The following is a 1,788-nucleotide window of genomic DNA, read 5'->3' on the forward strand; positions in this document are numbered from 1 at the left end:
CCAGAGAGATCCACACCGCCGCCAGCTTCGTGATCAACCAGCGCGCGGGGCGCGGGCCGGGCGGGTCAGGTGCCGAAGCGACGTTGGCGGGTGGCGTACGAGCGCAGGGCACGCAGGAAGTCGACGCGGCGGAAGTCCGGCCAGTTCAGTTCGCAGAAGTAGAACTCCGAGTGCGCCGACTGCCACAGCATGAAGCCGGACAGGCGCTGTTCACCACTGGTTCGGATGATCAGATCCGGGTCCGGCAGACCCCTGGTGTACAGGTGCTCGGAGATGTGGTCGACGTCCAGCGAGCCGGCCAACTCCTCGATGGTGCCGCCCTTCGCCGCGTGCTCCAGCAGCAGCGAACGCACCGCGTCGGCGATCTCGCGCCGCCCGCCGTACCCGACGGCGATGTTGACCTGGGCACCGCCGGTGCGGTCCCGGGTGCGCTCCTCGGCTGCCTTGAGAGCGTGGGCGTGGTGTGCCGGCAGCACGTCCAGCGCCCCGACCATCCGCAGCCGCCAGGGGTTGCCCCCCTCGGCCAGCTCGGAGGTCAGATCCTCGATGATCTGCAACAGCGGATCCAACTCCTCGGCCGGACGGGAGAGGTTGTCGGTGGAGAGCAGCCAGAGCGTCACGTGGCCCACGCCCGCCGCGTCGCACCAGCGCAGCAGCTCCTTGATCCGCTCGGCACCCATCCGGTGACCGTCGTTCGGATCGACGTACCCCATCTCCCGCGCCCACCTGCGGTTGCCGTCGCACATCACCCCGACGTGCCGGGGCACCGGCCGGCCTGCGAGCTTCGCCGTCAGCCGGCGCTCGTACACGGAGTAGAGAATGTTCCGCAGAGTCATCACCTTGCAGGGTAGCGACCCGCACGGACAATGGTGACCTGGGTGGTTAACTCCGGGCCGAGAGACCGACACCGATCATCGCAAGGGTCCGCGCGTCCAGCCGACCGTCGCCGAGGCCCAACTCGACGACCGCCGTGTAGACCCGGCCGTCCCGGCGGGCCGCCCGGACGGCCGCGTCGACGATCCGGCGGCGCCGGGCCAGCCAGGCCGCCACCGAGCTGTGGCGCAGGTGGGCACCAAGCCGCCCACGCAAGGCGGCGGCGTACCGGTCGGCGGCCCGGCCCGGCGAGCCGGCCGCCGCCGAGCCCGCCAACGCACCGGAGAGCAGGGCGTAGAAGATCCCTTCGCCGGTGAACGGATTGATCAACGACAGTGCGTCGCCGGCCAGCACCACCCGCCCCCGGCCGGGGGCCGGCCGGTGCGTCGACAGCGGCAGATGGTGCGCCCGCAGCTCGGTGACCATCGCCGCGTCGGTGGCCGGCAGCAGCGCGGCGAGCCGGTCGAGCAGGTGCGCGCGGTTGAGCGGCTCGCCGCGCAGCACCTCCCCGTACCCGACGTTCGCCCGTCCGTCCCCGATCGGGAAGGACCAGGCGTACGCCGGCCAGCGCGGGCTCGAGGTGACGATGAGCTGCTCCGGCGGGCCGGGCAGCGCCGGGGCGTACCCCCGGATGGCCAGCGCCAGGTGGCGGTCCGGGTTGACCGGGTGGCCGAGCGCCCGGCGGACCACCGACCCGGCGCCGTCGGCGCCGACGAGCGCCCCAGCGGCGAACGCCCCGTCCACGACCACCCGGTCGTCGCGCAGTTCGATTCGGCGGACCGGGTGCCGGCGCAGCACCGCCCCGGCCCGCACCGCCGCCGCCACCAACCGGGCGTCGAACACCTTGCGGGGCACCGTGTACGCGGGCCGGGGCAGCGGCCGCGCCACCTCTCCCCCACCCGGCCCGCGTACACG

The 1,788-nt window shown here is 73.4% G+C and carries 2 protein-coding genes; both read right to left on the reverse strand.

Going from position 1 to position 1,788, the window contains the following annotated elements; genetic code table 11:
• Positions 1-65: 65 nt before the first annotated feature.
• Complete coding sequence (locus E1182_RS30430; RefSeq protein ID WP_132271174.1) at positions 66-836, reverse strand: isoprenyl transferase; 771 nt, start codon at positions 834-836, stop codon at positions 66-68.
• 46 nt (positions 837-882) lie between these two features.
• Positions 883-1,788: geranylgeranyl reductase (locus tag E1182_RS30435; RefSeq protein WP_132271175.1), on the reverse strand; the 906-nt coding region annotated here is incomplete at its 5' end.

It is taken from the genome of Micromonospora sp. KC721 (assembly GCF_004348355.1).
Classification (GTDB): domain Bacteria; phylum Actinomycetota; class Actinomycetes; order Mycobacteriales; family Micromonosporaceae; genus Micromonospora.

Coding starts and splice junctions, on each gene's coding strand:
- E1182_RS30430 (WP_132271174.1), bottom strand. CDS start 836: ATGACTCTGCGGAACATTCTCTACTCCGTGTACGAGCGCCGGCTGACG.